The following is a 24,724-nucleotide window of genomic DNA, read 5'->3' on the forward strand; positions in this document are numbered from 1 at the left end:
CGGACGGGCGCTTGAACGATTCGATCACGTATCCGGCACCGGCACGCGTGACGAGAACTTGACCTCGCACGTCGCGCTGCGCGTCACGACGCCTGCACGCGGCGCGTGTCGGCCCGGCGCTGCTGTTCGGCGTCATGCACGATGTGCAGCTCGCGCGTGCGGATCGGCAGTGCGCAATCCGCATCGGCAAGCGTCTTGCGCACCTGGCGCGCGAGGCGCCAGCGCATCGCCCAGAACGTGTCGGGGTGCGTCCACACGCGCACGTTCGCGATCGCCGTGCTGTCGTCGAAACGCATCACCATCACGTCCGGTGCGGGATCCTGGAGGACGTCGGGATCGGCTTCCGCCAGCGCGCGCAGTGCGTCGAGTGCACGATCGATGTCGTCGTGCACGGACACTTCCACTTCCAGATCGAGACGCCGCGTCGGATTGCGCGTGTAGTTGCGGATCGCGCTGCCCCACAGCGCGCTGTTCGGCACGTATTCGCAGATGCCGTCCGGCTTCGTCAGCCGCGTCATGAAGAGCCCGACTTCTTCCACCGTCCCGGCGACGTTCGATCCGCCGTCGATGAAGTCGCCCACCTTGAATGGCCGTAGCAGCAACAGCATGATGCCGGCCGCGATGTTCTGCATCGTGCCCTGCAGTGCGAGCCCGATCGCGAGGCCGGCCGCGCCGAGCACCGCGACGACGCTCGCGGTTTCGATGCCGAGCTGCGACAGCGCGCCGACGATCGCGACGATGCGGATGCCCCACACGGCGACGTCGCAGAGGATCGGCCGCAGCGTGTCGTCGACGCGCTCCTTGTTCGCGAGCAGCCGGTTCAGCCAGTTGCCGATGCGTTTCGACAGCCACCAGCCCGCGACGAGCAGCGCGAGGGCGGCGCAGAGCCTGAGCGAGAGTGTGGACAGCGCGTTCCACAGGAACGTCCAGCGTTCCGGATGAAGATGATCGAGAAACATGACGGGATTCCGGGTTGAGGGCGGAAGGCGCGCGACGGATGCCGGCGACCGTCAATGTCGGACAGGCATGCGCTCGCGCGTCGGCAGCCCTCGACTGTACACGCCATGCGGGTTTTCGCGCGAACGCATGGGTGACGGCACGCGATTTCCGATTTCGCGGCCAGCGCGTTGCGGCGGTGTGGTTTTCCGCGGAAACGGGCTCGTCGGATGCCCGTGCCGGGACGTCGACTTCGACCTCGACCGCTCGCCGCGCGCGGACGCGCGGTTCGCGACGCCGGCCGCACGTGGCGCATGCGGCCGTGCCGCTTCGCGCCGGCGGGCGGCGTCGATGCGGATCGCCACGCCGGACGGCGTGGCGAACATCGACAGGATCGAGCGGCTTAGCCCAGCGGCCAGTTCAGGATCGCGATGCCGTCGTTGTAGTCGCCGTCCGTGCCGTCTTCCGAGCCGACCAGCCCGAAGTAGGTTTTCTTGAAGATGTCGACCTGGCGCGAGCCGATCTTCGACGGCTTGCCGTTCGCCGTCACGACCACGCGCACCTTCCCCTTGCCCGAGTTCACGATCTGCGTGTTCAGGTTCGCGTCCTGCGTGCCGGCGCCCTGGAACGTCGCGGCCGGTTTCGGGTTGTCGTCGACATAGACTTCGATCGTCTGCTGTGCGGACGAATTGACCAGCGCCGTCACGCCGAACGCGATGTTCGGCGGCAGGTTGAAGATGCCGTCGCGCTCGCCGCCGCCGGCCGTCGTCGGTTCCGGCTGCGCGGGTTGCGGCGTCGCCTTCGAGAAGTAATTGACCACCGCGCCGACACCGAACTTCGCCGCCGCGCCGGGCAGGACACCGGGCGCGCCGGCCCACGTCACCGTGCACGCGATCACCTGGCCCGCCGCATCGGCCTTCACCTTGTTCTGCCAGCTGCCGACGTCGAAGCTGTACGGGATGGTGGCGATGTCGACGAACACGTCGTATTGCGGCAGTTTTTCCACGAGCTGTGCGGTCATGAACTGACGCATCCGGTCGAGCACCGCCTGGTCGCCGTTCGCCTGCACGGCGGTTGCGTCGTTGCCGGCGAGCTGCAGAAGCGCATACAGGTCGTCGTGGGTAAAGGGTTGGGTCATGTCGTCCTCGTCTTGATGGATTGTCTTTGCGTGATGCGGCCGGCGAGCGGATGTCGCCGTGTCGTGCGTGGCGCGGCGCGCCGGACATGCCGCGCCGCGAATCTTCGTCAGCGTTCGGCCGTCAGCCGATCGGCCATTGCAGCACGACGATGCCGTCGTTGTAGTCGCTGTCGTGACCGTCTTCCGACACGACGATTCCGAAGTTGACCGTGAACGGCGAGCCGTCCGATTTCTTGCCGGTGATCGGCGCGAGGCGGGCATCGGTGGCCGACGTCTTGCCGTTCACCGTCACTTCGAAGCGGAGTTTGCCGTTGCCGGAATTCAGCGTGGCTTCGCGCGGGCCGTCGCGCGTGGTCAGCTTGTGATAGGCGGCGGGCTCCTTGCTGTCGCCGATGAACAGCTTGATGTGCTGCTGCTCGGCGGCGTTCGCGAAGAAAATCGCGCGGAAGTCGGTGTTCGGCGGAATCGAAAACTCGCCGGCGCGATTCGAGGACGTTTGAGAGTCGGCCATGCTTGCCTCCTGAAGGTCGGTGGATAAGGCGTTTTGTGCGTCGCGCAAACGTTTGTCGTTTAAAACGCGACGCGGCCAAGCATGGCGAAAAATAAATAAAAAAATATTCGACCGGGAATGGAAGTTGTCCAGAAAATCGGAGATCGAAACAGTCCGATTTAATGATGAGTATTCAATCGAATATGGGTATGAGTTTCCGCGAAATGATTTCGTTGCGCGTCACGCTTTTTTGAATAATGAACGGGTGCGCGGGCGGGAACAACGGGAGGATCGGGCTTCGGCGCCCGTCGGAACGCCTGATTTATTCCTTCAATGTTGCGATGCGCTCGCCTGATACACCTGACAGGCGATTAATTTCGAGATTAGAGTTATCGTGCACGGCGTGCGCTCGATATTCGGCGGCTTTTATTCAATCGACCCTTGCCGGGCCCTCACGAGGACAGTGCGATGACGAAACCCGATAGTCTGAAAGGCGAGATAAAGGGGCAGGCTCAGGAGGCAGACCGTCACAACCTGGCGCGGCCGGCGGTGAATGGCGCGTTGTGGGCGCGCGGCCTGACGACGCAGCGCGTGGCCGATCTGTTCAGAACCCTGCCGGGCCTCCCGGGGCACTGGATGCAGCTGCAAAACGAAGTCAACGCAGGGAATCGCTATTTCTACGGCGTCCAGAACGGTCACCAGACGACCGACGAAGGAAAGGAACTGATCCGCTGGATCGCCGACGCGGTGGTCAGCGCCGCGCAGCGGGCGGGATTCGATTTTCCGTTGCAGCAGCTTCGGTTCACGGCCGACACGGGGTGGTTGAAGCTTCAGCGCGTGTCGGGGCGCGTGATGGTGTTGTCGAGACCGTAAGCGTGGCGGGCGGTTATCGATGTGCCGGCATGTTGTGGGGCGCACCAGCCGCGGCAGCGGGAACGCGCGCTGCCATCGACGATCGAGCATGGCCGCGCGCAGGCGGCCGACGGGATCACTGACCGAAGCGCTGCACGACGGCGTCCTTCAACCGCGCGGCGGTGATCTCGCCCATGTGCGATTCGACGAGTTCGCCCTTCGCATCGAAGAACAGCGTCGTGGGCAGCCCGCGCGACCCGTACGCATGCATCGCACGCAACGGCGGATCGAGCAGCACGTTGTCGAAGCGCAGCCCCTGCTGTTCGAGGAACGCGCGCACCGCCTGCGCGTTTTCTCCCTGGTTGAGCATCAGCACCGTGATGCCGGGATGCTCCCGCTGCGCCTGTTCGAGGATCGGCATTTCGCGCCGGCAAGGCGCGCACCATGTTGCCCACAGGTTCACGACGACCGGCTTGCCGGCAAAGCGTTGCGGCAGCACGGGCGTCGAATCGAGCGCTTCGAGCCGCATCGCGGCGAACGGCGGCGCGGTGCGCTGCAGCGTCGCGAGCGTGCCTTGCGCGATACCCCATGCGGCGAGACCCGCGACGATGCCGGCTGCCACCGGGCGGCGCAGCGCGGGCAGGCGACGCAGCCGCCACACGGCGAACACCAGCGCGACGGCGACGCCGATCCGCCAGTCGAAGCCGCCGTCGCCGAGCGCGATGATGGACCGTGGCGCCGTTGCATATTCGCGCCACCATTGCGCGACATAGCCGATGCGCGCGGCGACCAGCCCAAGCAGCAGCACGTCGAGGATCAGGCTCGACGCGGTCTTGTGCTGGCCGTCGGGCGGGCGGCGCTGGATGAAGCGGGCGACGAGCCACGCCAGCAGCGCGGCGGCGGCTACCGCGACGACGCGGATCGAGAAGGGACCGATGCTCAACATGGGAAGAAAAAAGTGCGGGGATCGTGGATCGACCGGTGAAGGCGATACCGTTGCCGGTCATGTGGCGTTTCGACCCTGCGTGACGCATGCGGGTTCCCGTTGCGAGCTCGCGACATGCGTCGCCCCGCGCGCGCGGATTGCATGCCGGGTACGAGCATTCAGGATGACGTCGTTTTCGTCGAAGCGTCTCGAAGCATCAGGTCGACTGACGATCGCGCACCACCGGTAACTACTGCCTGTTTCCGCCGGAACCGGGCGACGCGCCGCCGAGCCGGTACGCGGTGAAGAACTCGTACCACGGCGAACCCTGACCAACCGGCACGCCGAGTGCCGACGTCCGCTGCTTCAATGCCGCGAACACGTCGTCGATACGCGCGGCCTGCGCGGCGTCGCTGAACGGACGCGGCTTCGCCCTGCCGGCCGCGAACACGCCGTAGGCGATCGCGAGCAGGCGCGCGCTGTCGTCGATCGAGAAGATCGACGCGCTGATCGCTTCGACGAAGCGCGGCCGGTCCGCTTCGCGCGACGCGGCGAAGCACTGGAACACGATCGCCGACACTTCATGCAGGTCGTTCGCGCGCAGCAATGCCGGCAGGCGCGCGACGATCCGGTCGGCCGGTTCCTCATGCAGCGCGGCGCCGAAGTCGAGCACGGCGGCCATCGGGTTGCCGTCCTGCTTCACGCGATCGAGCGCCGATGCGGACGCGGTGGCCGCCGCTTGCGCGTCGTCGCCGGACGCGGCGCGCAGCACGTCCGCCACCTGCTGGCGCCACTCCGGAAAGATCATCCGCACGTTGCCGAACTGCTCGCCGCCTTGTGCGGCCGGATTCCAGCGATAAACGATCGTGCCGCCGTGAATGAACGGCGAATACAGATGCTCGGGCGTTTGCGGCAGCGGCCGCTGGTTGATCGGCAGCCACGCGAGCGTCAGCCAGTCGTAGCGGCCGGTGGCGGGCACCGACGGGCTCGAACTTGCGACAACCTGCCAGGTGCCGCGATTCGCATAACGCCGGCGCGCATCGGGCACCGCGACGGTTTGCTGTTTCGCGGTATCGAAGTAGGTCGTGCCGGTCACATTTTCGCCGCTGTCCGGGGCCGGCGTGAGGGTCGCGATGACCCACGCTGCGCCGTCGGCCGAGCGATAGTCCGACGGCCGCAGCGTGGCGACGTCGTGCACCATGCGCGTTTCGGCGGCGACGGGGCTCGGCGGAAGATGGGCGGGACCGGCGACGATACTCGGCATGGACATTCCTCGGAATCGGGTGCGTATCGACGGACGCGAACCGGACGTGAAAGTGGCTGGCGCCGCATGTCGTCTCTCGTAACTGTAGAACGCCGCCGCCGGAAACGGAAACCGGTCGCGGCGGCCCCAACTCGCGCAACGCGCTCACGCGCACCGACGCTTCGGCTTAACATGCGCATCCTGGGCCAGCACGACGCACACCGATCGGGAGCGCACATGACCGACACGAAAGCCATTACCGAACACTGGACGCACGTCGCCGACCAATGGATCGACTGGGCCGGCAGGCCGGGCCACGATGCGTTCTGGAAGTATCGCGAGGGGTTGGCGGCTTACCTCGGCCGCGGCAGCGGCCACGCACTGGAAATCGGTTGCGGCGAGGGCCGCGTGAGCCGCGAGCTGAAGGCGCTCGGTTACGACGTGACCGCGAGCGACGCGGTGCCCGCGATGCTCGACGCCGCCCGTCGCGCGGATTCCGCGCACCGCTACGCACTCGCCGATGCGGCATCGCTGCCATTCGATCCGGCAAGCTTCGATGTCGTGATGGCGTACAACGTGCTGATGGATCTCGACGACATGGCGGCCGCATTGCGCGAGGCGCGCCGCGTGCTGAAGCCGGGCGGGCTGCTGTTCGTGTCGCTCGTGCATCCGTTCCGCGATCGCGGCCGTTTCGCGGGGCCGCAGCCCGACGCGCCGTTCGTGCTCGAAGGCACGTATTTCGGCAGCGAGCATTTCGAAGGCGTGGAAACGCGCGACGGGTTGTCGATGCATTTCGCGGGCTGGTCGCTGCCGCTGCAGGCCTACATGGATGCGCTGGAGGCGGCCGGCTTCGCGATCGTGTCGCTGCGCGAGCCGCCGCCCGACCGCGCCGACACGGACACGCTGAAGCAGTGGTCGCGCGTGCCGCTGTTCCTGTGGATCAAGGCGCGGCCGCTGGCATGAACCCGCCGCCACGCCCCCGCGTGCGGCCCCCTCAGCGCGGCAAAACCTTCCGGTAGATCACGAATCCGGTTTTTTCCGCGACGGTGTCGTAGAGCCGCATCGCCGTGCGATTCGTCTCGTGCGTCTGCCAGTACACGCGTTCGGCGCGTTGCGCCTGCGCGGCGTCGTACACGGCTTCGATCAACGCGCGGCCCACGCCCTTGCCGCGTTCGCTCTCGAGCGTGAAAAGATCCTGCAGATAGCAGGTCGGCCCGATCAGCGTCGTGCTGCGGTGATACAGGAAATGCACGAGCCCGACGAGCCGGCCGTCGCGTTCCGCGACGCGCGCATGCACGGGCTCGTAACCGTCGAAGAAGCGCGACCACGTCAGCTGCGTGATCTCGCTCGGCAGCGAGGTGTCGCCGAAGCGGCCGTAGAAGCGGTTGTAGCCGTCCCACAGCGGCAGCCAGTTGTCGAAATCGTCTTCCCGAACGGGGCGTACGGTCAGGCCGGTGTCGGTAGCGTTCATGGTCGCGAACCTTTCGAGGATGGATGAATTGAAGCGTTGCCGGCGCGGCCGGAAACGAGAACGGACATCCACGATAGAAAGTTCGTGGCACCATGTGTAGACCCATGACATTCCCACATTCTGGAGCCACGATGGATTACGCGGTGCTGCTGTCGACCTTCGAGCGCGAGGCGGGGCCGCACGCGGTCACGCGGATGTCGCAGCAGCAGCGGCTGTACGCGTGTCTGCGCGACGCGATCCTGAGCGGTCGCATCGCCGAAGGCGCGCGGCTTGCCGCCTCGCGCACGCTGGCCGACGAACTCGGCATCGCGCGCAACTCGGTGCTGTACGCGTACGAGCGGCTCGCGTCGGAAGGGTTCGTGACCGGCACGCGGCAGGGCACGGTGGTCGCCCGGATGGGGTTGCGCGGGTCGCGGATCGTCGCGGCGGCGCCCGCCGGCGATGCGGCGATGCTGTCGCGGCGCGTCGCGCAGGCGGAGCGCGCGACGAGCGGCCTCGACGAATCGCTGCCGTTCATGCCGGGCGTGCCGGCCGTCGACGAATTCCCGCTCGCGCAGTGGCGGCGCTGCATCGAACGCGCGTGGCGCGCGGCGGGGCCGGCGCAGCTCGGCTATCAATCGGCGGAAGGCGACGCGGTGCTGCGCGACGCGATCGCCGGGTATCTACGCGCGTCGCGCGGCGTGCGTTGCGACGCCGCGCAGGTGATCGTCACCGACGGCACGCAGGGCGCGCTCGACCTGTGCGCCCGCGCGCTGGCGGACGCGGGCGACGTCGCATGGATCGAGAACCCGGGCTACCACGGCGCGCGCAACGCGTTTCTCGCGGCCGACCTGCGCGTCGAGCCGATCGGCGTCGATGCGCAGGGGCTGGCGCCGCATCCGGACGACTGGCGCGATCGTCCGCCGAAGCTCGTCTACATCACGCCGTCGCACCAGTACCCGCTCGGCGCGGTGATGAGCCTCGAACGGCGGCTCGCGCTCGTCGCGCAGGCGCGCGCGGCCGGCGCATGGATCGTCGAGGACGACTACGACAGCGAGTTTCGCCACCACGGCACGCCGCACGCGGCCGTGCAGGGGCTCGCGGACGACGCGCCGGTGATCTACCTCGGCACGTTCAGCAAGGTGATGTTTCCGGCGTTGCGGCTCGGCTTCATGGTGGTGCCGCCCGCGCTCGCGCAGCCGCTGCGCGACGCGGCGGGCGCGCTGATGTTGCAGGGTCGCGTGGTCGAGCAGCGTGCGCTCGCGGATTTCATCGAGGCCGGGCATTTCACGCGCCACCTGCGGCGCATGCGCCGCGTGTATGCCGAGCGGCGCGATGCGCTGCACGACGCGCTGGTGCGGCGATTGAGCGCGCGGCTGACGGTGTCGGGCGGTGCGGGCGGCATGCATCTGTCCGCGCGGCTCGACGTGCCGGTGGCGGACACTGAATTGAGCCGCGTCGCGCAGGCGCACGGGCTGATCTTGCGGCCGCTGTCGTCGTTCTGCCTGCCGGGCACCGCGCACAGCTACAACGGGCTTGTGCTCGGCTACGGCGGCGTGCCGGCCGAGCGGATGGACGCGCTCGCGCGGCGGATCGGCGAGATGATCGACCGCGCGCTGGCCGGGCGGCGAGACTGATGTACGTCGCGCCGGTCCGCCGTTGCGTCGGCGCGTGCCTGCTCGTTGGTCCGCTCAGCCGCGCATCGGCGGATTGAGTCGCGCGAACGCGTCCTGGCGGCGATACGGGAAGTACGGATACGGCGCTTCGACCGCACTCGCCGCATCGAGCTTCGCGATCTGCGCGTCGGTCAGCGACCAGCCGACCGCGCCGAGGTTCTGGCGCAACTGCTCCTCGTTGCGCGCGCCGACGATCACCGACGACACGGTCGGGCGCTGCAGCAGCCAGTTCAGCGCGATCTGCGGCACGGTCTTGCCGGTTTCCTCGGCGATTGCGTCGAGCGCATCGACCACGTCGTACAGCCGTTCGTCGTCGACCGGCGGGCCGAAGCCGGCCGTGTCGTGCAGGCGGCTGCGTTCGGGCAGCGGCGCATCGCGGCGGATCTTGCCCGTGAGCCGGCCCCAGCCGAGCGGGCTCCACACCAGTGCGCCGAGGCCCTGGTCGGCGCCCAGCGGCATCAGGTCCCACTCGTAGTCGCGGCCGACGAGCGAGTAGTAGACCTGGTTCGCGACGTAGCGCGACCAGCCGTGCCGGTCGGCCGCAGCGAGCGACTTCATGATCTGCCAGCCCGCGAAATTCGACACGCCGATATAGCGCAGCTTGCCCGCGCGCACCAGGTCGTCCAGCGTCGACAACACTTCCTCGACCGGCGTGGCCGCGTCGAACGCGTGAAGCTGCAGCAGGTCGATGTAGTCGGTGTCGAGGCGGCGCAGCGCGTCGTCGACCGCGCGGATCAGCCGCGGGCGCGACGTGCCTGCGTCGTTCGGGCCGTCACCGGTCGGCAGGCCCGTCTTGGTCGAGATGAGCACCTGGTCGCGCCGTCCGTGGATCGCGGCGCCGAGCACGCGCTCGGATGCGCCGTCCGAATACACGTCGGCCGTGTCGAACAGGTTGACGCCGGCTTCGAGGCAGATGTCGACCAGGCGGCGCGCTTCGTCGACGCCCGTGTTGCCCCATGCGCCGAACAACGGGCCGGTGCCGCCGAACGTGCCTGCGCCGAAGCTCAGCACGGGAATCTTGAGGCCGGAGCGGCCGAGCGTGCGGTATTCCATGTCGTGTGCCCTCTCGTCGTCGAGGCCGGCGCGTGAGCGCGCCGGAAAGGTAGCGCTCACTCTAGCGCTTGCGGTTGATCCGGATAATTGGGCAGACTTCGAAAATATCCTTCGGAGGAAGCGAAGAATGCTGCTCGACAATCTGGCGCTGTTCCTGCGCATCGTGGAGAAGGGCGGGCTGGCCGCGGCCGGCCGCGAGGTCGGGCTGTCGCCGGCCACGGTTTCCGAACGGCTGGCGGCGCTCGAGAGTTACTACGGCGCGGCGCTGCTCACGCGCACGACCCGCGCGATCAGCCTGACCGACGAAGGCCGCACGCTGGTCGCGGGCGCGCGGCGCCTGCTCGCCGAGGCCGACGAACTCGAAAGCCGCGTGAGGCTGGGCGCGCAGACGCTGTCGGGGCCCGTGCGGCTGAGCGCGCCGGCCGATCTCGGGCAGGCGCGCGTCGTGCCGGTGGTCGACGCGTTCCTGACCGAGCACCCTGGCGTCACGGTCGACCTGCATCTCGGCGACGGCTACGTCGATCTCGTCGGGCAGTGGCTCGATTTCGCGATCCGGCGCGGCACGCTCGCGGACAGCGCGTTGCGCAGCCGTTCGCTCGGCCGTTCGCGCCGCGTGGTGTGCGCCGCGCCCGCGTATCTCGCCGCGCACGGCACGCCGCGGCATCCGGACGAACTCGCCGCGCACGACTGCATCGTGATGCGCTTCGGCCAGGAGCTGTATGCCGAGTGGCCGTTCCGCATCGACGACGAACTGAAACGCGTGATGGTGCGCGGCCGGCGCGTGGCCAACGACGGTGCCCTTGTGCGCGCGTGGTGCGTCGCGGGGCGCGGTATCGCGCTGAAATCGCGACTCGACGTCGAGCAGGATCTGGCGTCCGGCGCGCTCGTCGAAATCCTCCGCGACTTCTCGCCGGGCGAAGTCGACCTGCAGATCGTCTATCCGGGCGGTGCGGTGCAGCCGCGGCGCGTGCGGGCGCTGATCGAAAGGTTGGCGCAGGCGCTGACCGCCGAGTGATCGCAACCAACCGGATCACATCGACTGGCGCTCCCGAGTCGGCCTCCGACGTGATGACGTCGAATGCGACGCAGCAGCGCAGAGGCCGCTTCCGGCACCTTCCCGCACGCCGGCAAACGCAACGATCCCGCGCGCAACCCGGTTGCCCACGTTTCGTCATTTAGCTAATATTCGAAACGTCAAACGAGGCCGAACCATGGACGACGTCACCCGCATCAGCGCACTGGCCAACGAAAGCCGTCTGGCCGTGATGCGCTGGCTCAAGCAGCCGCGCAAGCATTTCCCGCCGCAACCGCATGGCGACTTCGACGAACTCGGCGTGTGCTGCACGTACATCACCGAGAAGCTCGGCATCGCGCCGGCGACGACCACGCGCCACATGCGCATCCTCGCGGATGCCGGGCTCGTGCAGGCGACGCGCGTCGGCAAGTTCACGTACTACAAGCGGATCGACGATGCGCTGCATCGGTTGGGCCGCGATCTCCTGCAACTCTGATCTTCACAGAGGCAAACGACATGGATGAACTCGCCCTGCTGGCCGACGCCGACCGGCGCGCGCACGCGTATCTCGCAGCGACCGGCGAACGGCGCGCGTATCCCGATGCGGCCGCGCTCGCCGGTCTTGCGGCCTTCGACGAACCGCTGCCCGATACGGGTCGCCCGGCCGACGACGTGCTGCGCCTGCTCGACGAGCGCGGCACGCCCGCGACCGTCGCATCGAACGGCCCGAACTACTTCGGCTTCGTGATCGGCGCGACGCTGCCGGCCGCGGCGGCGGCCGAGCGGCTGATGCTTGCGTGGGACCAGTGCGCGTCGTCGTTCGCGAATTCGCCGGTGGCCGCGACGATCGAGCGGCAGGCCGCGCGCTGGGTCGTCGACGTGCTCGGGCTGCCGGAGGGCAGCGCGGTCGGCTTCGGCACGAGCGCGACGGCCTGCACGCTGGTCGCGCTGGTCGCCGCGCGGCGTGCGCTGCTCGCGCGCAAGGGCTGGGACGTCGACGAAGCAGGCCTGATCGGCGCACCCGAGGTGAAGGTCGTGCTCTCCGAGCTTGCGCACATCACGGTGAAGAAGGCGCTGCGGGTGCTCGGCTTCGGGATGAAGCGCCTGATCGTCGCGCCGGTCGATCCGCACGGCCGCATCGATCCCGCGCAATTGCCGCCGCTCGACGACATGACGATCCTCTGCGTGCAGGCCGGCGAAGTGAACACCGGCGAATTCGATCCGTTCGCGGCGCTGGTTCCGCGCGCGAAGGCCGCCGGCGCGTGGGTGCACGTGGATGGCGCGTTCGGGCTGTGGGCGCGCGCGTCGTCGAAGCGCGCGCTGACCGACGGCGTCGACGGCGCGGACAGCTGGACCACCGACGGCCACAAGTGGCTCAACACGCCGTACGACGGCGCGATGGTGATCTGCCGCGACGCGGCCGCGCTCGCAACCGCGATGAACAGCGATGCCGTCTACCTGAGCGGCGCGCAGGACGCGCAGAAGAACCTCAACCTCGAATTCTCGCGGCGGGCGCGCGGCATTCCGGTGTGGGCCGCGCTGCGCGCGCTCGGCCGCGCCGGCGTGGCGACGCTGGTCGAGCGGCATTGCGCGCAGGCCCAGCGCGTCGCCGACGGCCTGCGCGCGGCCGGCTACGACGTGCTGAACCGCGTTGTGCTGAACCAGGTGCTCGTGCGCGCCGGCACCGACGACGAGACGATCGCGATCCTTCAGGCCGCGCAGGATTCGGGCGACGTCTGGTTCGGGCAAACCGTGTGGCAGGGGCGGCCGGCGTTCCGGATCAGCGTGTCGTCGTGGCGCACGGAGGACGAACACATCGATCGCCTCGTCGCCTTGCTGACGAAGCTGCGCGGCGTGCACGTGGGCTGAGCGACGTCTCCAGGGCGCGGTGGACGCGGATCGTGCCGGCGATCTCGTCCGCGTGAAAATGTCGGACAATAGCGCGGCATGCACGCCGCGCCCGCCCGGGCGGCGCGTTCAACCGCTGCATTGACGCCGACGAGATCCCCATGTCCACGACACCTCCCCGGGAACTGCTGAAAGCCGCCGACATCGCGAAAGTGGAACCGACCCGCGCGGTGCATTCGCTCAATCCCAACGCCGTTCGCCTCAAACGACAGCTCGGCGACCTGACCGGCCTCACGCAGATCGGCGCGCATCTGCTGACGCTGATGCCCGGCCACGAATCGGCCGAGTATCACCGCCACCTGTACGAGGAGGAATGCGTGTACGTGCTGTCCGGCACCGGCACGGTCACGATCGGCGAACGCACGTGCGAAATCGGGCCGGGCGACTTTCTCGGCTTCCCGCGCGGCGGCGATGCGCACACGTTGCAGAACACCGGCGACGTGCCGCTGGAACTGTTCGTCCTCGGCCAGCGCCTCGAACACGACGTCTGCGAATACCCGAGAATCGGCAAGCGGCTTCACATCGCCGGCGAGCTCGAGGATTTCGTCGATCTGCCGAAACGGCCGTAGACGGCACGCATCCGCATCGGCCGCCGTCATGCTTATGATGCGGGAACGCCACTGACAGGATTCCACGCCATGGACGCGCCGCATCCGCCGATGAATGCCCCGGTCTCCGAAACGGAACCTGAAACCGAAACCGTCACCGAGCCGCGCGCGTCGCGCGTGCAGCGGCCCGTCGCGCTCGTCACCGGATCGACGTCGGGAATCGGTGCGGCCATCGCGCGACGGCTGGCGGCGGACGGTTACGCGGTGATCCTGCATTCGCGCAGTTCCGCCGAAACCGGTCGCGCGATGGCGCGCGAACTCGGCGCGGCCTACGTGCAGGCCGATCTCGCCGACGATGCGCAGCGCGTGCGGCTGATCCGCGACGCGGTGGCGGTGCACGGCCGCCTCGACGTGCTGATCAACAACGCGGGCGCGAGCCGTGTGATTCCGCACGACGATCTCGCCGCCGCGACGCCCGACGTGTGGCGCGAGATGCACGAGATCAACGTGATCGCGCCGTTCCGGCTCGTCGCCGAAGCGCAGCCGGCGCTGCTCGAGGCGGCGTCGAGCGGGCGCGCCGGTTGCGTGATCAACGTCAGCTCGCATGCGGGTGTGCGGCCGAAGGGCGCGTCGATTCCGTATGCGGCGGCGAAGGCCGCGCTCAATCACACGACGCGCTTGCTGGCGCGCACGCTCGCGCCGGCGATTCGCGTCAATGCGGTGGCGCCGGGGCTCGTCGATACGCCATTGACCGCCGACTGGACCGACGCGCAGCAGCTCTGGCGCGAGCGCGCGCCGATGCGCCGCGCGGCGACGCCGGATGACGTCGCGCAGACGGTCGCGATGCTCGTCGCGTCCGATTACGTGACGGGCGAGATCGTGATGCTCGACGGGGGATTGAACCTGACGTGACCGCGTACGGGCGATGCGGGCGGCGCCGACGGCGAAGCCGCCGGCCGGCATCACCCCCGAGGTCAGCCGAGGTTCGACCGCAGCCGCGCGAGCGCGTGGTCGTGCGTGCGTTCGAACTTCAGCGGCGTGACCGCGATGTAGCCTTCGCCGAGCGCGACCGTTTCCGAATCCGCATCGTCGTCGCGCGGTGCGCGCGCCAGTTTCAGCCAGTGGTATTCGATGTCGCGCGGATCGCGCCCCGACACGATTTCGACGCCCTGCAGCGTGCCGGCGCCCTGGTTCGTCACCTTCAGGCCGCGCACGTCGTCGGCCGGACGCGCCGGGAAATTCACGTTGAGGCACGCGTCGCTGTCCCAGCCGGCCGCGACCAGCCGGCGAATCACGTCCGGCGCATGCGTGAGCGCCGTGGTCCACGGCACCGCGTTGCGGTCGCTGAACGCCTGGCTCAGCGCGATTGCCGGTACGCCGACCAGCATGCTCGTCATCGCGGCGCCGACGGTGCCCGAGAACACCGTTTCGGTGCCGAGGTTCGCGCCGCGATTCACGCCGGACAGCACGACGTCGGGCCGTGCGTCCTTCATCAGGTGGCTGACCGCGATCGCGACGCAATCGCCTGGCGTGCCGCGCACGGCGAAGCGGCGCTCGCCCTTGCGATGCACGCGCAGCGGTTCGTGCAGGCTCAGCGAATGCGACGTGCCGCTCTGGTCTTCCGCCGGGGCGACGATCCAGACTTCGCGCGCCAGTTGCGTGGCGACCTGTTCGAGCACTTCAAGGCCGGGGGCGTCGAATCCGTCGTCGTTGGTGAGCAGGACGCGGTCGAACAGCGGGCGGGTTTCTTGCATCGGGACGATCCTCGCAGGCAGGCAATCAGGGGGAAGGCATCGCGGGTATAGCCGCAAGGCTAACACCCCGTCGCGACGCGTGCCGCTTGCCGCGTCACGCAGAGCCGGAGCCTCGGCCGGCGCGCGGATGCGAAAACGGGCGCATGGCGCGCCCGTCTTCCGCTTCGATGTGTCGCCCGCGCGGCGCTCGGAATCGCGTTACCCGATTACCCGAGCAAATACCGCAGCAGGCCGGCCGACACGACGCCGACGATGACGGTCGGCAGGATCGACAGGCGGGTCGCCGCGATCAGCGTGACGGCGAGCGCGAGCAGATCGGCCGGGCGCGTCGACACGAAGGCCGGCGCGATCACCGAGATCAGCACGCAACCGGGCACGTTCTCCATCACCGACGCCATCCGCGGGCTCAGCGTGCGGTTGCGCAGCAGCACGTAGCCGAGCACGCGCGACAGGTAGGTCGTCGACGCCATCAGCACGATGGTCGCGACCGTCGCGAAATCAGGCAGCATCGCGCGGCTCCCACAGCAGCGCGGCGATCAGCCCCGCGCACGCGCCGGCCGGGACGTACCACGCGCCGGGCACGGCCAGGTGCGTGGCGGCCGCGACGACGAGGCTCACGAACCACGGACGGCTCGCGCGCATGCCCTTCCACATCCCGCGCAGCAGCACCAGAAACACGGCCGTGAACGCCATGTCGAAGCCGTACTGCTCGACGTTGCCGATCGTCGGGCCGACCGCCGCGCCGAGCGTCGTCATCGAGATCCACGTCAGGTACAGCCCGGCGCACACGCCCGCGTAATACGGGACGCTGATGTGCGTGGCCGAGCGCGAGCGTGCGTCGGCAAGCGACATCGCCCAGCTTTCGTCGCACATGAAGAACAGCGCGGCGAACGCGCGGCGGCGCGGCAGGCGCCGGATGTACGGCGCGAACGCCGCGCCCATCAGGATGTGACGCGAATTCACGAGAAACGACATCGCGACGATCAGCGCGATGTGCGGCGGCGACGTCCACAGATGGATCGCCGCGAATTCGGAGCCGCCGCCGAAATTCAGGCCCGTCATCATCGGTACCTCGAACAGGCTCAGCCCTTTTTGCGCGGCCTGCGCGCCGAGCACCAGCGCGAACGGCACGAAACCCAGCATGACGGGCAGCGCCGCGCGCAATCCGCGGCCCATCTCGGCGACATAGGCGGGCCTGTCGCGAAGCCCGGACGACGTTGAAACGCTACTGCTCATTACTCCTCCTTCTGGGAGGAGGATTGTCTGCTTTTTTGACTCGAATCGGGTTGCGTTGCGGATCGATATTCACGAGAATTTGGCATTGAGCGAGCGATTCGCGAATTTTTTGGAATTTGATGCCAATGAAGCTTGACGCTATCGACCGGCGGATCCTGAGCGCGCTGCAACGCGACGGCCGCATGCAGAACGTGGAACTCGCGCATGAGGTCGGGCTGTCGCCGTCGCCGTGCCTGCGACGCGTGCGGTTGCTCGAGGAAGCGGGCGTGATCGAGAAATACGTGGCCGTGCTGAACCCGGCGAAGGTCGGCAAGGGGCTGACGATCTTCACGCGCGTGTGGCTGAAGGGGCAGGACGCCGAATCCGTGAACCGCTTTGCCGAGGCCGTCCAGCAGATGCCGGAAGTGGTCGAATGCCACCTGATGGCCGGCGACTGCGATTTCCTGCTGCGCGTGGTGGCCGCCGACATCGACGACTACCGGCGCTTCCAGATGGAATACCTGACGCGCATCCCGGGCGTGCTGAGCGTGAAGACCGACATTCCGATGCAGAAGGTCAAGCTCACGTCGGCGCTGCCGACGTAACGCGGCACGGGCGCGTGACGACGATTCGGCGAATCGTCACCGGCCGGTGACATTTGGCCGATACACTGGGGGGACGAGCCGCTTCGCCGCCCATCCGCTGCATCACGATGTGACTTCGATGCGCAAGCAACTAACGGTCAACCGCGAAGGGATCGACGAACGCGCGCGCTGCGCGCGATGCGATCCGCCGCGCGGTGCGTCCTTCTTGTCGAGCCATTCATGCAGCCATTCAACAATCCGTGGAATTCGCTGGAAATCGTCAAGCTCGTGCTCGGCGTGCTGACGCCGTTGTCGGTTGCGTGTCTCGGCTGGCTCGTCGCGCGCCGGCTGAAGCGGTTGGAGCTCGTGCAGTGGACCAACCAGCGGCTGATCGAGAAGCGCCTCACGCTGTACGACACGGTCGCGCCGCAGCTCAATGCGCTGCTGTGCTTCTACACGTGGATCGGCTACTGGAAGGACATCTCGCCGGACGACGTGATCCGCGCGAAGCGCGACCTCGACCGCACGTTTCACATCTACCGTTACCTGTTCGACGATGACGTGTACGACGCGTATCACACGTTCATCCACGCGCTGTTCGAGATGCACACGGGGCCGGGGCGCGACGCGCGGATCCGTTCGCTGATCCAGTCGCCGGACGGCGACCGCAGCGTGCACGGCACGTATGAGTGGAAGGCCGCGTGGTCCGAGCGGTTCTCGACCGCGAACGTGACGGACAAGGCCGATGTGGTGCGGCACTACACGCGGCTGATGGAGCGGCTGCGCGTGGCGCTCGGCGCGAATCGCTGACGATTGCGCGCGCGCCGCGTGCCGGTACCGGAATTTGCTACCGGTGAGTTGCGCGTGGTGGTGGATACGCGTGAACGCCATGCCGGGGCGCCGGACTTGCGTGACTCGGAGGATGGGGAAACCGGCGGCGCATGTGATTGCTGACGCGGCATCGTCCACGTTTTGAACGACCGTGGTGACGCGCGTGCCGCTCGAGCGATGGGAGGCCGGTAGCGATGAGTCAAGCGAACGCCACCGCGCCGATCACTCTTTCCGGCAGGCCACCTGATAATCGATCACGGTATTCGCCGACGGCGTGTCCGGCTCGCCGCCGGCCGTCGTCACACCGAGCACGCCAGCCGCGCTCCGATACCGTAGCGCGCAATACCCCATGCCGGTGCCGGAGCACGCTTCGGCTTCGATGATCCCGTGCTTCGCCAGCGTGGCCGCGCCGTCCGCCGGGTCCGGCTTCTCGCGCGGACGCAGCGGCTGCCAGCCACGCGAGATCAGGATCTTGCGCGCCGTATCGAGCGGCTTGCCGTATACGTTGGGCACGACTGCACGGCCGTGGCAATACGTGCGTTCGGCGGCGACCGCCGTCAGCCGCAAGCCGCCATGCTCTTCGCGCAGCTCGCCGACGGGCGCCGACGGGCCGTCGCCGCCCCAGACCAGCAGCGCGCCGCTTTCCAGCGACTCGGCCGAGCCGAGCTGCCAGCCGGCCGAGCGTGCCGTATAGCCGAGCGCGACGAGCGTCGTGCCGTCGAAGACGCCGATGTTTGCGTTGCGCGCGTAACAGATCGCGCTCGTCCCCGGCTTGAAACCGCTCGCGAACGTGACGACCGTATAGCGGCCGAGCGGCGCTTCCGACGTCACGATCCAGCCGAGCTTCGCGACGTCGCGGCCGGCCGCGGTTGCGGTCTTCGCGCGATATCGCGCACAGAATGCGTCGAGCGTGCCGTTCTCCGGCGAGCGCGGCAGCGCGCCGAGCGCAACCAGGGACGCGCCGGCGATTTCGGAAGCCGTGTGCAGCGTTTCGGCGGACGCCGCGCCGCCGAGCGCGACGCACGCGAGGGCGACGAACGATGCGACGCGGCGGGTGAACGGCCGGACAGTCATGCGACGCATGTGGAGGGTTTCCGGGAAAGGACGGGCATCGACCGTTTGCGTGCGTGCCCGTCGCCGGGCATTCAGGCCTTCGCGACCACGTCGATCCGCAGCGCGTCGCCGCCGTCGACGATCGCCAGCAGACGATCGACGTTCGGGTGTGCGCCCGGGCGGTTACGCGCGTCGGCGGTGTGCTCCGCGAACACGGCGAGGCCGTGCTCGGCGGCCTTCGCGTCGAGCGTGCCGAATGCCTGCTTCAGGTAGTTGTACACCGCGAGCGAACCCTGCTTGCCCGGCTGGTTCTCGATGCTGGCGACCACGTCGCCGTTCGCGCCGACGAGATCGATGCGCGCGACACCGTCGATGGCCGGCAGTTGCGCGAGGTTGTCCTTGAATACTTGGGTCGGTTGAATCACTGAAACACTCCGTCGGTTCGGTCATGGGTCGATCGGCCCGTATCTTATCCGATCGACATGCCCGCTTCGCGCGCGCGGTCGATGTCGGGGCTGCGATACGCGCGCTCCGGAATCTCGGCGAGCCGTGACGCATGCACCTGATGCGGCGCGAGGCCATAGAACTTCTGAAAACTCATGATCAGCGGCGACCATTTGTCCGGATCGATGCGGTCCGGATGACCGTCCATCAGCAGGTCGGGATGTACGTGAACGCGCTGGATGCGCACCTCGAACACGCGGATGCGGCCGCGCAGGTCGGGCGCTTCGTCGCCGATGCCGTGCGTGGCGGCGACCACCGCTTCCAGATGCACCGGACATTCGAGCGCGCGCGGCGGGGCGATGGTCTGCGAGGGCGTCTCGGTGAGCCCGGCGGTGCCGAACTTGTCCGGTTCGTACACGTAGCCGCGTGCCTGCTTCGACTCCGGCACCGGATGCGTGCCCGTCGTGCGCGCGATGCGGTCGACCGCCTGCGCCTGCGCCGCCGACGGCAGGTTCAGCACGCATTCGCCGGTACGCATCAGGTTGTGCGTGGTCTGCGAGCTGGCGGCGAGCCCGAGCATGCCGCGCCAGCCGAGCCAGAACGCGGACGACATCGGCGCAAGATTGGCCGTGCCGTCCGGATTCAGCGTGCTGATCAGCACGACGGGCGTGCCGAAATAGAGGATGTTGGGTTCGGTGACGCGATGCGGGGCGTTCATGGCCTTTCCTTCGTTGACGGGATCAGTTCGCATGCTGATCGCGTCGCCGCCGCGCGGCGCTCCGATTCTTGTCGTGTCATTCGCGTGGCGCGGCGCGGCGCGGCGCGGCCGCCGTCGGCATCGCGCGTGCTTTTCCGCTACAGTGGGAAATCGAAGGCCGCAAGTGCCGCCCATGCCGGCGCGCGGCGGCCACGTTCCGCAATTGCACACGAGGGACCGATGGACATCGAGCAACGCTACACCGCCAACGCGCCGACGCGCGCGGAAGTCGACGCACTGGCCGGTGCGACCGTCATCGAATTCGGCACGAACTGGTGCGGAATCTGCGCGGGCGCGCAGCCCGCGATCGTCGCGTCGTTTTCCGCGCATCCGGCCGTGCGGCACCTGAAGATCGAGGATGGCCCGGGTCGGCCGCTCGGCCGTTCGTTCGGCGTGAAGCTGTGGCCGACGCTGGTATTCCTGCGCGACGGGGTCGAAGTCGCGCGCGTCGTGCGCCCCGCCGATGCCGGTCAGATCGAGGCCGACGGCTTCGCCGCGCTCGCCTGAGGCCGTCGTCATGCAACAGGCTATCACGCATATCGGCGTCGACGCGCGCGGCAGCGGCCTCGTCGAGTTCACGCCGCAAGTGCGCGCATTCGTCGACCAGCAGGCGATCCGCACCGGGCTGCTGACCGTGTTCTGCCGCCATACGTCCGCGTCGCTGCTGATCCAGGAGAACGCGGATCCGTCCGTGCAGCGCGACCTCGAACGCTACTTCGCGACGCTCGCGCCCGAGGACGACACGCGCTACGAGCACGACACCGAAGGCCCCGACGACATGCCCGCGCATTTGCGCACGGCGCTCACGCAAGTGCAGCTGTCGATCCCGATCGAGCACGGACGCATGGTGCTCGGCACGTGGCAGGGCATCTATCTGTTCGAGCATCGTCGCGCCGCGCATCGGCGCGACATCGTGCTGCATTTGATCGGCGAGTAAGCGGGAAACGCGCAACGGGCGGCCGGAACGCCTGCCCGTCACGCATCACGGCCGTGCTCAGCCGAGCAGCTTCTCGACGAGCGCGCCGAGTTCGCGCAGGTGAACGGGTTTCGGCAGGAATTCGTCGAACACCCGCTGGTTTTCGCGCAGCGCGGCCGATTCGTACGCGCTGACACCGAGGATCGACGGAAACTTTCCGTCGTCGTCCGGTTGCGCGACCATCCGGATGCGGTGCGCGACTTCGAAGCCACTCAGGTCCGGCAGTTCGAGATCGAGCACGACGAGGTCGTAATGCGTGTCGCCGAAACGGGCGATGCCTTCCTGCCCGGTGCCGCACAGATCGGCGTCGAGGCCGAGCGCCGACAGCATCGCGCCGAGCGTTTCGCGCGCGTTGTCGTTGTCGTCGACCACGAGCGCGCGGCGGTTGCGATGCGCGGCGACGGCCGGCCACGCGGGCGCGTCGCCGGTCGTTTCGCCGGCATCCGGCACCTCGGCCGGCAGCGTCACGACGAACTCGCTGCCTTCGCCGACGACGCTGCGCACGTCGACGTGGCCGCGCAGCGTCGTCACGATCTCGCGCACGACCGCGAGCCCCATGCCGATTCCGTCCACATGCAGGCCGACCGCGTCGTTCGCGCGGTAGAACGGCTCGAAGATCTTCGGCAGATGCTGCTTCGCGATACCGGCACCCGTGTCCCGCACCGCGAGTTTCAGTTGGCGGCCGGCCGGTGCGTCGACGAGCATGATCGATACGTCGATCGATCCGTCGGCGGTGTATTTCACCGAATTCTCGATCAGGTTCGACAGCACCTGACGCAACAGCTTGCGATCGGAGCGGATCGCGAGGTCGTGAGGCTCGACGCGCTGCGCGACGGCGATCCGCTTGGCCGCGATCTTCTCGCGCAGCGGATCGAGCACCTCGGCGAGCAGCGACGCCATGCCGACCGTTTCGGTTTCGGCGAGGCGCTTGGTCGAGCGCAGCTTGATGTAATCGGTCAGGTCCTTGACCAGCGCTTCGAGCGACGACGCGGAATTCTGCAGCCGCCGGATCGTCTTCAGGTTGGCGTCGGACTGCGGCCGCGCGAGCAGGATCTCGATCGAACCGCAGATCGCCTGCAGCGGCGTGCGCAGTTCATGGCTGACCATCCCGAGGAACGCGTTCTTCGCCTCGATCATCTCGAACGCGCGATCGGATGCCTTGCGCTCCGCATCGAGCGCCGCGTCCTGTCGTTCGAGCAGGTCGTCGCGCGTGCGCATCGTGTAGAACAGCAGCAGGAACAGCGCGCACAGGATCACGCCGAGGATGATGCCGAGCGACAGGATCGCCCGCTGCTTTTCCTTCAGCTGATGGAACGTGAAGTCGCGCTGCGCCATCTCGATCGCGCGGAAGTAGTTCGCGAGGCCGTTGACCTTCGGCCAGTACGCGTTGACGTCGTCGATCACGTGCGGCGCATCCTGTGGCGCGTTGCGCAGCAGCGGCACGTCGTGTTTCAGGCGCGCCATGAATGCGCCGAGCACCGCGATTTCGGCGCGCGCGCGCGGGATGCGCAGCCAGTATTCGGACACTTCTGACGGCCGCTGCAGGAATCCGAACGACACCGACAGGCTGTCGAGCTGCATCTGCACGTGGTCGAAGTCGTCGTCCACGTGCGTCGAGTAGAGGATCAGCTGGCGGTCGAAGCGCGTGTAGGCGTTCCGGTATTGCGCGGCCGTCCAGAACACGCCTTCGCGCGGCCCTTCGAGCACGCCCTCGTTGACCGAGGTCGCGAGCAGGTCCCACAGCAGGAATGCCCACGCGGCGAATCCCAGGATCCACAACGATCCCAGGATGAGGATGATCTTTCTGTTCTTCCACCGCCCGCGCATCATGTCACGCGCTTACTTCACGGTCAGGCCGATGATCTGCCATGCGAACTTGGCTTCGCCGAGCGGCGTCTTCAGCTCGTCGGGATACTGGTCGCGCGGATACATGATCCACAGCGGGCCGTAGTTGTCGTTGCCGAGCACCTTGCCGTTCATCGTGCGCGCGAGGATCACGCCGTACTTGTCGGCATCCGACACGGGGATCGTGAACGTGTATTCGTCGATGCAGCGGAACTCGATCTGCGTGCCGTGCGCGTCGACGGTCTTCAGCACGTCGGACAGGCGCGGGCCGGTGAAGGTGGCCTTCGGCGTCCAGCTCGTCGACGTGACGATCGTGTGCTGCGGCAGCGCCATCAGCGCCTGCTCGGTGAAGACGAACGTCGTCTTGCCGGGCTGGTTGCTGCGGCCGATCTTGCCGTCGACGGTGAACGTGAACGACGCGGCCCAGCTCGCGGCGGCCATGCCGAGCAGGCAGGCCGTGACCAGGCTCTTGACCCAGATGGTCGAAATTCGCATGTGTTTCCCCTTGATCGTGTTCGTGTGGTGGAGTTCTTGTCGTGGACTCAGCTCGCGGCGGCGGCCGTGGCGGCCGGCAGCGCGATCTTCAGTTCGCGCGCGACTTCGGCGAACAGGATCGGCAGGCGCACCGGCTTTTCCTCGCAGCGCGCGTTGTAGTGCGACACGATGTGCGCGATTTCGTCCTCGCTCGCTTCGCCGGTGGAGATCTTGCCGGTCAGCAGGAAGATCGGCGCGCCGCCGTTCTCGCTCGAACGGATGCCGCGCACGAGCTCGGCGGCGGTCTGGTCGCCGAGCATCCAGTCGAGGATGTAGCCGTCGAAATCCTCGACTTCCAGCGCCTTGCGGAACGACGCGCCGTCATGGTACGGAATCGCGTTCACGCCTTTTTCGATGAAGTATTCGCAGACGGTTTCGGCGACGTCCCGCGAATCGTCGACGACCGCGATCCGCGCCGCGTACACGGTCGGCTGGCTCGAGCGCAGTTCGATGACGTCGACCGGATAGAGCCGACCTTCGCGCGCGTGCTGGCGTTCGGTGACGATCCATTCGCCCTGCCACTGCAACGCGACGAAATCCGTTTCGGTCTGGCTGCTGGCCTTCGCCGAGATCGCCGCGCGGCAGCGGAAACGACGCGACTCGATCACGAGCGTCGCGTCGATCATCTCCGCGGCGGCCGGCTGCGTGCCCTTGTCGTCGAGCAGGATCGCGGGCGGCACGCCGAAGTGCGTCGCGATGTCCTGCAACTGCGACAGGTTCCACGGGATCAGCCCTTTCATCTTGCGCGTGACGACCGAGAAACTGAGGCCCAGGACGTTCGCGATCGTCGTGTTGTGACTGCGCGGCGGGATGCCGTTGCGCGTCAGCAGATCGCGCACCTTGGTGGCGGTGATGAGGTCGGCGTTGGCCTGCTCGCTATTGGGCATCTCGAAGGGGTCTCCTGGTTTGAGCGACGAAGAGCATATTCAAAAGTGACGCGATGCGCAAACTTTGAAATCGCGAATCACCTTGACATGCCGTTTTTCTCCATTATTATTGCTCACCACGTCACTATTGTTTGTTGCGTCATGTTTGGAAGCCGGTGTCGACAACGGTCGGCCCAGCGAAAAGCGGCAACCAGCGCGTGACTGAACGATTCGAAGAGAGCCTGAGAGAGCCTTGGACTGCGTGTCGGCGTGGGTGAATTGTATTCGCCCCGCCGCGCGCAAGCCGGGTACGCGCTCGCGACAAGATGGCGCGAAGCAGTGCGGCGCAAATGGATCGTGGGAGAAGAAACGACGGTTCGTCGTTTGCTGGCGCCGGTGCTGTTGCTGTTGGCCGTATGCGCGTGATGCGTCCGTCACCGGCAACTTGGTGCGGATCTGCAATGACACCGGGTGTTCCGATCGCCCTGACGATCAGGTTTCCTATCAAAAAAGGGCGATTCCGACGACGGCGACGGATCCGCGCATCGTTTCGTTGAAGCAGCCGTCGAAGGCCGCCTGCGACCCCCGCCTTGCGTTATTTCCGCGGCGCCGACGTCGCGCATGCGTCGCC

General features: G+C 67.7%; 29 protein-coding genes and 1 pseudogene. 14 read left to right on the plus strand and 16 right to left on the minus strand.

The genetic code is table 11. From position 1 onward, the window contains the following. Window positions 1-83: 83 nt before the first annotated feature. From WS49_RS23175 to WS49_RS23190, 3 genes are all read right to left on the minus strand, one after another. The gene (locus tag WS49_RS23175; RefSeq protein ID WP_059533650.1) at window positions 84-959 is read right to left on the minus strand and encodes a mechanosensitive ion channel family protein; all 876 of its coding nucleotides are present in this window, start codon (window positions 957-959) and stop codon (window positions 84-86) included. A gap of 380 nt (window positions 960-1,339) precedes the next feature. Beyond that, window positions 1,340-2,074, minus strand: a complete 735-nt coding sequence (locus WS49_RS23185) for a fucose-binding lectin II (RefSeq protein WP_059533653.1) — start codon at window positions 2,072-2,074, stop codon at window positions 1,340-1,342. A gap of 121 nt (window positions 2,075-2,195) precedes the next feature. Continuing rightward, window positions 2,196-2,585, minus strand: coding sequence for a fucose-binding lectin II (locus WS49_RS23190; RefSeq protein ID WP_059533655.1), 390 nt, complete (start codon window positions 2,583-2,585; stop codon window positions 2,196-2,198). A 19-nt stretch (window positions 2,586-2,604) separates the two neighbouring features. On the opposite strand from WS49_RS23190, the gene WS49_RS35270 reads away from it, so the two are divergent. Next, the gene (locus tag WS49_RS35270) at window positions 2,605-2,919 is read left to right on the plus strand and encodes a hypothetical protein (RefSeq protein WP_156441436.1); all 315 of its coding nucleotides are present in this window, start codon (window positions 2,605-2,607) and stop codon (window positions 2,917-2,919) included. Window positions 2,920-3,032: 113 nt separating this feature from the next. After that, window positions 3,033-3,437: a hypothetical protein gene (locus WS49_RS23195; protein WP_059533657.1), complete on the plus strand. Its 405-nt coding sequence runs from the start codon at window positions 3,033-3,035 to the stop codon at window positions 3,435-3,437. A gap of 115 nt (window positions 3,438-3,552) precedes the next feature. Here WS49_RS23195 and WS49_RS23200 read toward each other — a convergent pair whose 3' ends face one another. Together WS49_RS23200 and WS49_RS23205 are read right to left on the minus strand one after the other, a co-directional pair. After that, the gene (locus WS49_RS23200; RefSeq protein ID WP_059533659.1) at window positions 3,553-4,362 is read right to left on the minus strand and encodes a TlpA family protein disulfide reductase; all 810 of its coding nucleotides are present in this window, start codon (window positions 4,360-4,362) and stop codon (window positions 3,553-3,555) included. 229 nt (window positions 4,363-4,591) lie between these two features. Next, window positions 4,592-5,605, minus strand: a complete 1,014-nt coding sequence (locus tag WS49_RS23205; protein WP_059533661.1) for a hypothetical protein — start codon at window positions 5,603-5,605, stop codon at window positions 4,592-4,594. A gap of 216 nt (window positions 5,606-5,821) precedes the next feature. On the opposite strand from WS49_RS23205, the gene WS49_RS23210 reads away from it, so the two are divergent. Next, window positions 5,822-6,547, plus strand: a complete 726-nt coding sequence (locus WS49_RS23210) for a class I SAM-dependent methyltransferase (protein ID WP_059533662.1) — start codon at window positions 5,822-5,824, stop codon at window positions 6,545-6,547. Between the two features lie 31 nt (window positions 6,548-6,578). Here the strand turns inward: WS49_RS23210 and WS49_RS23215 are convergent, their stop codons facing one another. Then, entirely contained in the window at window positions 6,579-7,055 is a 477-nt protein-coding gene (locus WS49_RS23215; protein ID WP_059533664.1) for a GNAT family N-acetyltransferase, read from the minus strand. Between the two features lie 131 nt (window positions 7,056-7,186). On the opposite strand from WS49_RS23215, the gene pdxR reads away from it, so the two are divergent. Then, entirely contained in the window at window positions 7,187-8,671 is a 1,485-nt protein-coding gene (gene pdxR / locus WS49_RS23220; RefSeq protein ID WP_059533666.1) for a MocR-like pyridoxine biosynthesis transcription factor PdxR, read from the plus strand. Window positions 8,672-8,725: 54 nt separating this feature from the next. Here pdxR and WS49_RS23225 read toward each other — a convergent pair whose 3' ends face one another. Beyond that, a complete protein-coding gene (locus tag WS49_RS23225) occupies window positions 8,726-9,763 on the minus strand; it encodes an aldo/keto reductase (RefSeq protein WP_059533668.1) in 1,038 nt (345 codons plus the stop codon). 127 nt (window positions 9,764-9,890) lie between these two features. Between WS49_RS23225 and WS49_RS23230 the strand changes: the two genes are divergently transcribed. From WS49_RS23230 to WS49_RS23250, 5 genes are all read left to right on the plus strand, one after another. Next, on the plus strand, window positions 9,891-10,778 hold the full coding sequence (locus tag WS49_RS23230) for a LysR family transcriptional regulator (protein ID WP_059533670.1): 888 nt from the start codon (window positions 9,891-9,893) through the stop codon (window positions 10,776-10,778). A gap of 196 nt (window positions 10,779-10,974) precedes the next feature. Further along, window positions 10,975-11,274, plus strand: coding sequence for an ArsR/SmtB family transcription factor (locus WS49_RS23235; protein WP_059533672.1), 300 nt, complete (start codon window positions 10,975-10,977; stop codon window positions 11,272-11,274). A gap of 20 nt (window positions 11,275-11,294) precedes the next feature. Beyond that, complete coding sequence (locus WS49_RS23240; RefSeq protein ID WP_059533674.1) at window positions 11,295-12,647, plus strand: pyridoxal phosphate-dependent decarboxylase family protein; 1,353 nt, start codon at window positions 11,295-11,297, stop codon at window positions 12,645-12,647. Window positions 12,648-12,787: 140 nt separating this feature from the next. Continuing rightward, a complete protein-coding gene (locus WS49_RS23245; protein WP_059533676.1) occupies window positions 12,788-13,255 on the plus strand; it encodes a cupin domain-containing protein in 468 nt (155 codons plus the stop codon). Window positions 13,256-13,324: 69 nt separating this feature from the next. Continuing rightward, the gene (locus WS49_RS23250; protein ID WP_059533677.1) at window positions 13,325-14,146 is read left to right on the plus strand and encodes an SDR family NAD(P)-dependent oxidoreductase; all 822 of its coding nucleotides are present in this window, start codon (window positions 13,325-13,327) and stop codon (window positions 14,144-14,146) included. Between the two features lie 62 nt (window positions 14,147-14,208). Here the strand turns inward: WS49_RS23250 and surE are convergent, their stop codons facing one another. From surE to WS49_RS23265, 3 genes are all read right to left on the minus strand, one after another. Further along, a complete protein-coding gene (surE, locus tag WS49_RS23255; protein WP_059533679.1) occupies window positions 14,209-14,988 on the minus strand; it encodes a 5'/3'-nucleotidase SurE in 780 nt (259 codons plus the stop codon). 206 nt (window positions 14,989-15,194) lie between these two features. Then, window positions 15,195-15,497, minus strand: coding sequence for an AzlD family protein (locus WS49_RS23260; RefSeq protein WP_082721853.1), 303 nt, complete (start codon window positions 15,495-15,497; stop codon window positions 15,195-15,197). After that, a complete protein-coding gene (locus WS49_RS23265) occupies window positions 15,487-16,224 on the minus strand; it encodes an AzlC family ABC transporter permease (protein WP_059533681.1) in 738 nt (245 codons plus the stop codon). Before WS49_RS23265 ends, WS49_RS23260 begins: the two co-directional genes overlap by 11 nt. Before the next feature lie 125 nt (window positions 16,225-16,349). Between WS49_RS23265 and WS49_RS23270 the strand changes: the two genes are divergently transcribed. Together WS49_RS23270 and WS49_RS23275 are read left to right on the plus strand one after the other, a co-directional pair. Further along, on the plus strand, window positions 16,350-16,808 hold the full coding sequence (locus WS49_RS23270; RefSeq protein ID WP_006486309.1) for an Lrp/AsnC family transcriptional regulator: 459 nt from the start codon (window positions 16,350-16,352) through the stop codon (window positions 16,806-16,808). A gap of 219 nt (window positions 16,809-17,027) precedes the next feature. Further along, window positions 17,028-17,597, plus strand: a complete 570-nt coding sequence (locus WS49_RS23275; protein WP_059533683.1) for a hypothetical protein — start codon at window positions 17,028-17,030, stop codon at window positions 17,595-17,597. A 243-nt stretch (window positions 17,598-17,840) separates the two neighbouring features. Here WS49_RS23275 and WS49_RS23280 read toward each other — a convergent pair whose 3' ends face one another. The 3 genes from WS49_RS23280 to WS49_RS23290 form a co-directional block, all read right to left on the minus strand. Beyond that, window positions 17,841-18,701 (minus strand): hypothetical protein, encoded by an 861-nt coding sequence (locus tag WS49_RS23280; protein WP_059533685.1) that lies wholly within the window; start codon window positions 18,699-18,701, stop codon window positions 17,841-17,843. Window positions 18,702-18,763: 62 nt separating this feature from the next. Next, a complete protein-coding gene (locus tag WS49_RS23285) occupies window positions 18,764-19,096 on the minus strand; it encodes a DUF2322 family protein (RefSeq protein WP_059533687.1) in 333 nt (110 codons plus the stop codon). A gap of 44 nt (window positions 19,097-19,140) precedes the next feature. Further along, complete coding sequence (locus WS49_RS23290; RefSeq protein ID WP_059533689.1) at window positions 19,141-19,833, minus strand: flavin reductase family protein; 693 nt, start codon at window positions 19,831-19,833, stop codon at window positions 19,141-19,143. Window positions 19,834-20,052: 219 nt separating this feature from the next. Here WS49_RS23290 and WS49_RS23295 point away from each other — a divergent pair, with 219 nt between their 5' ends. Together WS49_RS23295 and WS49_RS23300 are read left to right on the plus strand one after the other, a co-directional pair. Further along, entirely contained in the window at window positions 20,053-20,379 is a 327-nt protein-coding gene (locus WS49_RS23295) for a thioredoxin family protein (RefSeq protein ID WP_059533691.1), read from the plus strand. A gap of 10 nt (window positions 20,380-20,389) precedes the next feature. Next, a complete protein-coding gene (locus tag WS49_RS23300) occupies window positions 20,390-20,809 on the plus strand; it encodes a secondary thiamine-phosphate synthase enzyme YjbQ (protein WP_059464957.1) in 420 nt (139 codons plus the stop codon). A gap of 57 nt (window positions 20,810-20,866) precedes the next feature. Here the strand turns inward: WS49_RS23300 and atsR are convergent, their stop codons facing one another. Genes atsR through WS49_RS23315 form a run of 3 tightly spaced genes read right to left on the minus strand, consistent with a single transcriptional unit; the run spans window position 20,867 to window position 24,114 of the window. Next, window positions 20,867-22,678, minus strand: a complete 1,812-nt coding sequence (atsR, locus tag WS49_RS23305; RefSeq protein ID WP_059533693.1) for a hybrid sensor histidine kinase/response regulator AtsR — start codon at window positions 22,676-22,678, stop codon at window positions 20,867-20,869. A gap of 9 nt (window positions 22,679-22,687) precedes the next feature. Continuing rightward, the gene (locus WS49_RS23310) at window positions 22,688-23,188 is read right to left on the minus strand and encodes a molybdopterin-dependent oxidoreductase (RefSeq protein ID WP_059533695.1); all 501 of its coding nucleotides are present in this window, start codon (window positions 23,186-23,188) and stop codon (window positions 22,688-22,690) included. A 47-nt stretch (window positions 23,189-23,235) separates the two neighbouring features. After that, complete coding sequence (locus tag WS49_RS23315; RefSeq protein ID WP_059533697.1) at window positions 23,236-24,114, minus strand: response regulator; 879 nt, start codon at window positions 24,112-24,114, stop codon at window positions 23,236-23,238. 336 nt (window positions 24,115-24,450) lie between these two features. On the opposite strand from WS49_RS23315, the pseudogene WS49_RS36430 reads away from it, so the two are divergent. Further along, window positions 24,451-24,722 (plus strand): annotated as a pseudogene (locus tag WS49_RS36430) (sel1 repeat family protein); the annotation flags it as partial. Window positions 24,723-24,724 lie beyond the last annotated feature (2 nt).

The organism is Burkholderia sp. RF7-non_BP4, from assembly GCF_001521935.1.
In the GTDB taxonomy this organism is placed as follows: domain Bacteria; phylum Pseudomonadota; class Gammaproteobacteria; order Burkholderiales; family Burkholderiaceae; genus Burkholderia; species Burkholderia diffusa.

Coding starts and splice junctions, on each gene's coding strand:
- WS49_RS23175 (WP_059533650.1), bottom strand. CDS start 959: ATGTTTCTCGATCATCTTCATCCGGAACGCTGGACGTTCCTGTGGAAC.
- WS49_RS23185 (WP_059533653.1), bottom strand. CDS start 2,074: ATGACCCAACCCTTTACCCACGACGACCTGTATGCGCTTCTGCAGCTC.
- WS49_RS23190 (WP_059533655.1), bottom strand. CDS start 2,585: ATGGCCGACTCTCAAACGTCCTCGAATCGCGCCGGCGAGTTTTCGATT.
- WS49_RS23195 (WP_059533657.1), top strand. CDS start 3,033: ATGACGAAACCCGATAGTCTGAAAGGCGAGATAAAGGGGCAGGCTCAG.
- WS49_RS23200 (WP_059533659.1), bottom strand. CDS start 4,362: ATGTTGAGCATCGGTCCCTTCTCGATCCGCGTCGTCGCGGTAGCCGCC.
- WS49_RS23205 (WP_059533661.1), bottom strand. CDS start 5,605: ATGCCGAGTATCGTCGCCGGTCCCGCCCATCTTCCGCCGAGCCCCGTC.
- WS49_RS23210 (WP_059533662.1), top strand. CDS start 5,822: ATGACCGACACGAAAGCCATTACCGAACACTGGACGCACGTCGCCGAC.
- WS49_RS23215 (WP_059533664.1), bottom strand. CDS start 7,055: ATGAACGCTACCGACACCGGCCTGACCGTACGCCCCGTTCGGGAAGAC.
- pdxR (WP_059533666.1), top strand. CDS start 7,187: ATGGATTACGCGGTGCTGCTGTCGACCTTCGAGCGCGAGGCGGGGCCG.
- WS49_RS23225 (WP_059533668.1), bottom strand. CDS start 9,763: ATGGAATACCGCACGCTCGGCCGCTCCGGCCTCAAGATTCCCGTGCTG.
- WS49_RS23230 (WP_059533670.1), top strand. CDS start 9,891: ATGCTGCTCGACAATCTGGCGCTGTTCCTGCGCATCGTGGAGAAGGGC.
- WS49_RS23235 (WP_059533672.1), top strand. CDS start 10,975: ATGGACGACGTCACCCGCATCAGCGCACTGGCCAACGAAAGCCGTCTG.
- WS49_RS23240 (WP_059533674.1), top strand. CDS start 11,295: ATGGATGAACTCGCCCTGCTGGCCGACGCCGACCGGCGCGCGCACGCG.
- WS49_RS23245 (WP_059533676.1), top strand. CDS start 12,788: ATGTCCACGACACCTCCCCGGGAACTGCTGAAAGCCGCCGACATCGCG.
- WS49_RS23250 (WP_059533677.1), top strand. CDS start 13,325: ATGGACGCGCCGCATCCGCCGATGAATGCCCCGGTCTCCGAAACGGAA.
- surE (WP_059533679.1), bottom strand. CDS start 14,988: ATGCAAGAAACCCGCCCGCTGTTCGACCGCGTCCTGCTCACCAACGAC.
- WS49_RS23260 (WP_082721853.1), bottom strand. CDS start 15,497: ATGCTGCCTGATTTCGCGACGGTCGCGACCATCGTGCTGATGGCGTCG.
- WS49_RS23265 (WP_059533681.1), bottom strand. CDS start 16,224: ATGAGCAGTAGCGTTTCAACGTCGTCCGGGCTTCGCGACAGGCCCGCC.
- WS49_RS23270 (WP_006486309.1), top strand. CDS start 16,350: ATGAAGCTTGACGCTATCGACCGGCGGATCCTGAGCGCGCTGCAACGC.
- WS49_RS23275 (WP_059533683.1), top strand. CDS start 17,028: ATGCAGCCATTCAACAATCCGTGGAATTCGCTGGAAATCGTCAAGCTC.
- WS49_RS23280 (WP_059533685.1), bottom strand. CDS start 18,701: ATGCGTCGCATGACTGTCCGGCCGTTCACCCGCCGCGTCGCATCGTTC.
- WS49_RS23290 (WP_059533689.1), bottom strand. CDS start 19,833: ATGAACGCCCCGCATCGCGTCACCGAACCCAACATCCTCTATTTCGGC.
- WS49_RS23295 (WP_059533691.1), top strand. CDS start 20,053: ATGGACATCGAGCAACGCTACACCGCCAACGCGCCGACGCGCGCGGAA.
- WS49_RS23300 (WP_059464957.1), top strand. CDS start 20,390: ATGCAACAGGCTATCACGCATATCGGCGTCGACGCGCGCGGCAGCGGC.
- atsR (WP_059533693.1), bottom strand. CDS start 22,678: ATGATGCGCGGGCGGTGGAAGAACAGAAAGATCATCCTCATCCTGGGA.
- WS49_RS23310 (WP_059533695.1), bottom strand. CDS start 23,188: ATGCGAATTTCGACCATCTGGGTCAAGAGCCTGGTCACGGCCTGCCTG.
- WS49_RS23315 (WP_059533697.1), bottom strand. CDS start 24,114: ATGCCCAATAGCGAGCAGGCCAACGCCGACCTCATCACCGCCACCAAG.